The organism is Hydrogenophaga intermedia (assembly GCF_000723405.1).
Lineage (GTDB): Bacteria > Pseudomonadota > Gammaproteobacteria > Burkholderiales > Burkholderiaceae_C > Hydrogenophaga > Hydrogenophaga intermedia.
The window spans coordinates 78,061-84,533 of sequence record NZ_CCAE010000018.1; the positions used below are offsets into that span (position 1 = coordinate 78,061).

8 protein-coding genes and 1 pseudogene are annotated in these 6,473 nt (G+C 68.1%); 5 read left to right on the top strand and 4 right to left on the bottom strand.

The annotated features are described in order from the left end of the window. Position 1: 1 nt before the first annotated feature. Positions 2 to 487 carry a YajQ family cyclic di-GMP-binding protein gene (locus BN948_RS12535; RefSeq protein WP_009517993.1) on the bottom strand — a complete coding sequence of 162 codons (486 nt, stop codon included), beginning with the start codon at positions 485 to 487 and terminating at the stop codon, positions 2 to 4. A gap of 33 nt (positions 488 to 520) precedes the next feature. On the opposite strand from BN948_RS12535, the gene murB reads away from it, so the two are divergent. Genes murB through BN948_RS12550 form a run of 3 tightly spaced genes read left to right on the top strand, consistent with a single transcriptional unit; the run spans position 521 to position 2,507 of the window. Continuing rightward, positions 521 to 1,573: a UDP-N-acetylmuramate dehydrogenase gene (gene murB, locus BN948_RS12540; protein ID WP_009517994.1), complete on the top strand. Its 1,053-nt coding sequence runs from the start codon at positions 521 to 523 to the stop codon at positions 1,571 to 1,573. A gap of 17 nt (positions 1,574 to 1,590) precedes the next feature. Next, a complete protein-coding gene (locus BN948_RS12545; RefSeq protein ID WP_236953911.1) occupies positions 1,591 to 1,947 on the top strand; it encodes a DUF2200 domain-containing protein in 357 nt (118 codons plus the stop codon). Next, positions 1,944 to 2,507: a DUF4256 domain-containing protein gene (locus tag BN948_RS12550; RefSeq protein WP_009517996.1), complete on the top strand. Its 564-nt coding sequence runs from the start codon at positions 1,944 to 1,946 to the stop codon at positions 2,505 to 2,507. Before BN948_RS12545 ends, BN948_RS12550 begins: the two co-directional genes overlap by 4 nt. 81 nt (positions 2,508 to 2,588) lie before the next feature. On the opposite strand, the gene argG is transcribed toward BN948_RS12550, so the two are convergent. From argG to BN948_RS12565, 3 genes are all read right to left on the bottom strand, one after another. Next, on the bottom strand, positions 2,589 to 3,920 hold the full coding sequence (argG, locus tag BN948_RS12555) for an argininosuccinate synthase (RefSeq protein WP_009517997.1): 1,332 nt from the start codon (positions 3,918 to 3,920) through the stop codon (positions 2,589 to 2,591). 25 nt (positions 3,921 to 3,945) lie between these two features. Further along, positions 3,946 to 4,263, bottom strand: coding sequence for a pyrimidine/purine nucleoside phosphorylase (gene ppnP, locus BN948_RS12560; RefSeq protein ID WP_009517998.1), 318 nt, complete (start codon positions 4,261 to 4,263; stop codon positions 3,946 to 3,948). An 82-nt stretch (positions 4,264 to 4,345) separates the two neighbouring features. Beyond that, a complete protein-coding gene (locus tag BN948_RS12565) occupies positions 4,346 to 4,693 on the bottom strand; it encodes an ArsC family reductase (RefSeq protein ID WP_009517999.1) in 348 nt (115 codons plus the stop codon). Between the two features lie 57 nt (positions 4,694 to 4,750). On the opposite strand from BN948_RS12565, the gene folC reads away from it, so the two are divergent. Next, positions 4,751 to 6,097 carry a bifunctional tetrahydrofolate synthase/dihydrofolate synthase gene (gene folC, locus BN948_RS12570; protein ID WP_009518000.1) on the top strand — a complete coding sequence of 449 codons (1,347 nt, stop codon included), beginning with the start codon at positions 4,751 to 4,753 and terminating at the stop codon, positions 6,095 to 6,097. 29 nt (positions 6,098 to 6,126) lie between these two features. Continuing rightward, positions 6,127 to 6,473: pseudogene (locus BN948_RS27275) on the top strand (SPOR domain-containing protein); the annotation flags it as partial.

Consider the following 6,473-nt stretch of genomic DNA (forward strand, 5'->3'; position numbering starts at 1 on the left):
TTCAATCGCGAAAATTGTTGAAGGACAAGGGCAGATCCTTCATCTCGCTCTTGATGATGGCCATGGTGGCCTGCAGATCGTCGCGCTTGGCGCCGGTCACGCGCACCGCGTCGCCCTGGATGGCGGCCTGCACCTTGAGCTTGCTGGCCTTGATGGCCTGCTGGATCTTCTTGCCGTCTTCGGTGGCGATGCCATTGCGCACCTTGGCCACCTGCTTGACCTTGTCGCCGCCCACCTTCTCGACCTTGCCCATGTCGAGGAAGCGCACGTCCACGTTGCGCTTGGCCAGCTTGTTGCGCAGCACGTCCTCGATCTGCTGGAGCTGGAAATCGGCGTCGCCGTGCAGCGTGATTTCCTTGTCCTTGAACTCGATCGCGGCGCTGGTGCCCTTGAAATCGAAGCGCGTGCCGATCTCGCGCGCGACCTGATCGACGGCATTCTTGACTTCAACGAGATCGGCTTCAAGGACGGTGTCGAACGAGGGCATGGCGGGTGCGAAGTGGGTGAGAAAATCGCGGCCATGATAGTCGAGAAGCAGGTGCCTCTACAGGGCTACAACAGCTTTGGCATTGTGGCCAAGGCCCACCACCTCGCGCGCATCCGCGACGAGGCCGACCTGGCCGCGCTGCGCGCTTGCGCGCCCTGGGACGAGCTCACCCGCGTGGCCGCCCCGTTCGTGCTGGGCGGTGGCAGCAACCTGGTGATCACGGGCGATGTGAGGCCTTTGGTGCTCAAGGTGGAGATCGCCGGCCGGCGCCTGGTGGAGGAAACGCCCAAGGGCTGGCTGGTGGAGGCCGGCGCGGGCGAGAACTGGCACGCCTTCGTGCAATGGACGCTGGAGCAGGGTTGGCCCGGGCTGGAAAACCTGGCGCTCATCCCGGGCACGGTGGGGGCATCGCCAGTGCAGAACATCGGCGCCTACGGGGTGGAACTGCAGGACCGCTTCCATTCGCTCGACGCCATCGACCTGCGCACGGGCGAGACTTTCACGCTCGACGCCGGGCAATGCGGCTTCGGCTACCGCGATTCGGTGTTCAAGCACGTACCCACCGACGCACGCGACTTCGGCCTGGGCGGGCGCGCGTTGATCACGCGGGTGCGTTTCTGGCTGCCCAAGGCCTGGAAGCCGGTGCTGGGTTATGCGGATCTGGAGCGCAAGATCGCCGAAACGGGCAACACCGCGCCGGACGCCCGCACGATCTTCGACTGGATCTGCGGCATCCGCCGCGCCAAGCTGCCGGACCCGGCGGTGATCGGCAACGCCGGCAGCTTCTTCAAGAACCCCACGGTCACGCCGGACCAGTGCGCGGACATCATCGCCCGCGACCCGAAGGTGGTGCACTACCCCATGCCCGACGGCACGGTGAAGCTGGCGGCGGGCTGGCTGATCGACGCCTGCGGCTGGAAAGGGCGCGGTGTGGGCAACGCGGGCGTGTACGACAAGCAGGCCCTGGTGCTGGTGAACCGTGGCGGGGCCACCGGGGGCGAGGTGGTCACGCTGGCCAAGGCGATCCAGACCAGCGTGTACGAGCGCTTCGGCATCCGGCTGGAGCCGGAGCCGGTGGTGATCTGAACGCACTTCAGGGAGGCATGACGATGGCCAGACACCCGGTGTTCTCGTACAGGTTCGCGAAGATCCATGCCCTGTACGTGCAAAAAGCCCAGCGAAAGCAACGCACCAGCGAAGAGGTGGATCAGATCATTTGCTGGCTGACCGGTTACGACGCGGCGGGGCTGCGCCAGCAGATCGAGGGGGAGAACGACCTGGAGACCTTCTTTGCCGAGGCGCCGCGCATGCACCCGAATACCGCGCTCATCAAGGGCGTGGTCTGCGGCGTGCGGGTGGAGGAGGTCGAGGACCCGCTGATGCGCAAGATCCGCTACCTGGACAAGCTGATCGACGAGCTGGCCAAGGGCAAGGCCATGGAAAAGATCCTGAGGCAATGAAGGGCAACACCACCATGAAGACGACCGAACGCGACCAACTGCTGCAGACGCTGAAGACCCGCTTCGAGAAGCATTCCGAGCGCCACAAGGGCCTGGATTGGGCAGAGGTGCGCGCGCGGCTGGAGAAGAACCCGAAGGCCCTGGAGTCCTTGCGCCAGATGGAGGCCACGGGCGGCGAGCCGGACGTCATCGGTCGCGAGAAATCCTCGGGGCCGTTCCTCTTCTGCGACTGCTCGCCGGAAACCCCCACGGGCCGTCGCAGCCTGTGCTACGACCGCGAGGCCCTGGCCGCGCGCAAGGAGAACAAGCCGCAGGGCAGCGCCATGGGCCTGGCCGACGAGATGGGCATCGAGATGCTTGACGAGGCGCGGTACCGCCAACTGCAGGAGCTGGGCGAATTCGACCTGAAGACCTCGAGTTGGGTGGTCGCGCCGAAGGAGATCCGCGCGCTCGGCGGGGGGCTGTTCTGTGATCGCCGCTTCGGGCGGGTGTTCACGTACCACAACGGCGTGCAGTCCTACTACGCCTCGCGCGGGTTTCGGGGCCTGCTGCGGGTCTGAACGCGGCGCTGGCCGGAGGGTGGCCAACAAAAAAGGGCCCGCCAACTGGCGAGCCCTTCTAGCGGGGGCGGTGTACTCGCTTCAGTCCTTGCCGAGCTTGAGCATGTCGGTGCCATCGCCACCCGTCAGCAGGCCCGTGCGGGTGTAGACACCCAGCTTGCTGCGCGTGTCGGTGATGTCGAGGTTGCGCATGGTGAGCTGGCCGATGCGGTCCAGCGGCGTGAAGGGCGCGTCCTCCACCTTCTCCATCGACAGCCGCTCGGGCGCGTAGGTGAGGTTGGGGCTGTCGGTGTTGAGGATGGAGTAATCGTTGCCGCGGCGCAGCTCGACCGTGACCTCGCCCGTGATGGCGCGCGCCACCCAGCGCTGGGCCGATTCGCGCAGCATGATGGCCTGCGGGTCGAACCAGCGGCCCTGGTAGAGCAGGCGGCCGAGCTTGAGGCCGTTGATGCGGTACTGCTCGATGGTGTCTTCGTTGTGGATGCCGGTGACCAGGCGTTCGTAAGCGATGAACAGCAGCGCCAGGCCCGGGGCCTCGTAGATGCCGCGGCTCTTGGCCTCGATGATGCGGTTCTCGATCTGGTCGCTCATGCCCAGGCCGTGGCGGCCGCCAATCTCGTTGGCCTTCAGGATCAGGTCCACGGGGCTGGCGAAGGTCTGGCCGTTGAGGGCGACGGGCTGGCCCTCCTCGAAGCGCACCGTCACCTCTTCGGGCTTGACCGCGCAGTCCTCGCGCCAGAAGGGCACGCCCATGATGGGGTTGACGATGCGGATGCCCGAGTTCAGGTGCTCCAGGTCCTTGGCCTCGTGGGTGGCACCGAGCATGTTGCTGTCGGTGCTGTAGGCCTTCTCCACGCTCATCTTGTAGTCGAAGCCGTTGGCGATGAGGAACTCGCTCATCTCCTTGCGGCCGCCGAGCTCGTCGATGAAGCGCTGGTCGAGCCAGGGCTTGTAGATCTTCAGGCTCGGGTTGGTGAGCAGGCCGTAGCGGTAGAAGCGCTCGATGTCGTTGCCCTTGAAGGTGGACCCGTCGCCCCAGATGTGGACGTCGTCTTCCTTCATGGCGGCCACCAGCATGGTGCCGGTAACGGCGCGGCCCAGCGGCGTGGTGTTGAAGTAGGTGATGCCGGCGGTGCTGATGTGGAAGGCGCCGCTTTGCAGCGCGGCGATGCCCTCGTGCGCCAGTTGCAGGCGGCAGTCGATCAGGCGGGCCTTCTCGGCGCCGTAGGCCATGGCCTTGCGCGGGATGGCGTCGTAGTCGTCCTCGTCGGGCTGGCCGAGGTGGGCGGTGTAGGCGTAGGGCAGGGCGCCCTTCTTCTTCATCCACAGCAGGGCGGCGCTGGTGTCCAGGCCGCCGGAGAAGGCGATGCCGACCTTCTGTTGCGTGGGCAGGTGTTGCAGGATGGTGGCCATGTCGGGTGTCCTGAGGGTGGCGGGATCAGCCGAAGTGGCAGATGTAGTGGTAGGCCTCGCTCACACGGATGTCGAAGCTGCTGTTGGCGGCGACGGAGAAGCGCTCGCCGGGGCCCGAGCGTTTCCATTCGGTGCTGCCCGCGAGGCGGTATTCGCAGCCGCCGGCCACGCATTCCATGATCTCGGCCGCGCCGGTCTTGAAGGTCAGCTCGGCCGGCAGGACCACGCCCACCGACTGTTTCGTGCCGTCGGCCAGGGTGAGGCTGTGGCTCACGCACTTGCCGTCGAAGTACACATTGGCCTGGGTGGCGACGGTGACGCCGCTGATCTGGGTGGTGGTCATGGTGATGGAGGGCGTGGAGAAGGCAAAGCCGCGATTTTAGGTCGCGGCCCCGCGGTAGGCGGTCGGGGTGGGGTGATGCGGCTCAGCGCCTGCCGGCCCAGTCCGCGGCGTCGAAGCCCACGGTGAGGGCGCCGTCGCTCCACCGCACCACGGGCCGCTTGATCAGGCTGGGCTGCTCCAGCAGCAGGCGGCGCGCGCTGGCGGTGTCTACCACGGCGGCGCGGGTGGCGTCGTCGAGCTTGCGCCAGGTGGTGCCCTTGCGGTTCACCAGGGTTTCCCAGCCGGCGCTGGCCAGCCAGGCGTCCAGTTCGGCCTCGGGCACGCCCTGTTTCTTGAAGTCGTGGAAGCGGTGTTCGCGGCCGTTGGCGTCCAGCCAGGCGCGCGCCTTCTTCACCGTGTCGCAGTTGGGAATGCCATGCAGCGTGATCATGGTCGGGGATTGTCCGTCACGACTGTCGGGCCAGGAGGTGGGTGGGACAATCGCCGGATGCTTGAGATCCCCGTTCCCGACCATCCCGTGTCGCTGGCCGACTGGCTCGCCCACGCCGAGCGCCTGCACCCGCAGGCCATCGACATGGGCCTGGAGCGCGTGCAGACCGTGGCGCGGCGCATGGGCCTGCAACTGAATTGCCCGGTGATCACCGTGGCCGGCACCAACGGCAAGGGCAGCACCTGCGCCATGCTGGAGTCCATCTACACGCAATCGGGGTACCGCACCGGCGTGTACACCTCGCCGCACCTGGTGCATTTCGAGGAACGCTGCCGCATCGGCGGCGAGGTGGTGTCGGCCGAGGAGTTGGTGCCCGCCATGGCCGAGGTGGACGTGGCGCGGCGCGGCCAGGGCGGCGAGCCCGAGGTGAGCCTGACCTACTTCGAGTTCACCACGCTGGCCATCCTGCGCGTCATCGCGCGCGCGGCGGTGGACGTGGCCATCCTCGAGGTCGGCCTGGGCGGCCGGCTCGACGCGGTCAACATCCTCGACGCCGACTGCGCCGTCATCACCAGCATCGACCTCGACCACATGGCCCTGCTGGGCCCCGACCGCGAAAGCATCGGCCGCGAGAAGGCCGGCATCATGCGCACCGGTCGCCCCGTGGTAGTGAGCGACCCGGCGGTGCCGCAGAGCGTGATCGACCACGCCCGCGAGATCGACGCCGACCTCTGGCGCGTGGGCGCCGATTTCCACGTCGCGGGCGACCAGCAGCAGTGGGGGTGGGCCACGCACCCCTCGCGCGGCGGGCGACGCTACAGCGGCCTGGCCTACCCGGCGCTGCGCGGCGCCAACCAGTTGCTCAACGCGGCCGGCGTGCTCGCCGCCATCGAAACCCTGCGGGGGCGCCTGCCCGTCACGGCCCAGGCGGTGCGAACCGGCTTCGTGCTGGTGGAGCTGCCCGGGCGTTTCCAGATCCTGCCCGGGCGGCCTACGCTGGTGCTCGACGTGGCGCACAACCCGCACTCGGTGGCCGCGCTCGCGGTCAATCTCGACGCCATGGGCTTCTACCCGCGCACGCACGCCGTGTTCGGCGCCATGGCCGACAAGGACCTGAACACCATGCTGGCGCGCATCGCGCCACTGATCGACCACTGGTACCTCACCGATCTGCCTTTGCCGCGCGCGAGCCGGGCCGCGGATCTGCGGCCCCTCATCGAGGCCCTGCCCGGCGCCATTCCGCGCGAAACCAGCACCCATGCGAGCCCGCGTGAGGCATTGGCCGCGGCCCTGAGCGCGGTGGACCCCGCTGATAGAATCGTGGTCTTTGGCTCGTTCTACACCGTCGGTGGTGTGCTGCAGGACGGATTGCCGAAACTCGCGGCCCCGCACCTCGCCGCCTGAACCGTGCCGACCCAGGCCCTCGCGACCCCATGATCAGCTCACGCTCCGGCTCCCAGGGCAGCGCATCCGCACCGCCTCCCACCATCGAAGCGGTGCGCCGCCGGGCGCGGCACCGCCTCATCGGCGCCAGCATCCTGGTCGCCGCCGGCGTCATCGGCTTCCCGTTGCTGTTCGACAGCCAGCCGCGCCCGATCGCGGTGGACATCCCGATCGAGATCCCCGGCCGCGATGGCGCGCCGCCGTTGGCGGGCGCGAGCCGGCCGGCCCCGGCGCCCAGTCCTTCGCCGACACCCACTCACTCACCGGCGCCTTCGCCAGCGGCGGCGCCCACCCCGGCTCCCGCGCCGAGCCCGACCCCGGCGCCGGCCCCCCGCCA

Bases quoted from the DNA above. Each gene is read 5' to 3' on its own strand.
- ppnP (WP_009517998.1), bottom strand. From the start codon at position 4,263: ATGACCACCACCCAGATCAGCGGCGTCACCGTCGCCACCCAGGCCAAT.
- BN948_RS12565 (WP_009517999.1), bottom strand. From the start codon at position 4,693: ATGATCACGCTGCATGGCATTCCCAACTGCGACACGGTGAAGAAGGCG.
- BN948_RS12535 (WP_009517993.1), bottom strand. From the start codon at position 487: ATGCCCTCGTTCGACACCGTCCTTGAAGCCGATCTCGTTGAAGTCAAG.
- murB (WP_009517994.1), top strand. From the start codon at position 521: ATGATAGTCGAGAAGCAGGTGCCTCTACAGGGCTACAACAGCTTTGGC.
- BN948_RS12545 (WP_236953911.1), top strand. From the start codon at position 1,591: ATGACGATGGCCAGACACCCGGTGTTCTCGTACAGGTTCGCGAAGATC.
- folC (WP_009518000.1), top strand. From the start codon at position 4,751: ATGCTTGAGATCCCCGTTCCCGACCATCCCGTGTCGCTGGCCGACTGG.
- BN948_RS12550 (WP_009517996.1), top strand. From the start codon at position 1,944: ATGAAGGGCAACACCACCATGAAGACGACCGAACGCGACCAACTGCTG.
- argG (WP_009517997.1), bottom strand. From the start codon at position 3,920: ATGGCCACCATCCTGCAACACCTGCCCACGCAACAGAAGGTCGGCATC.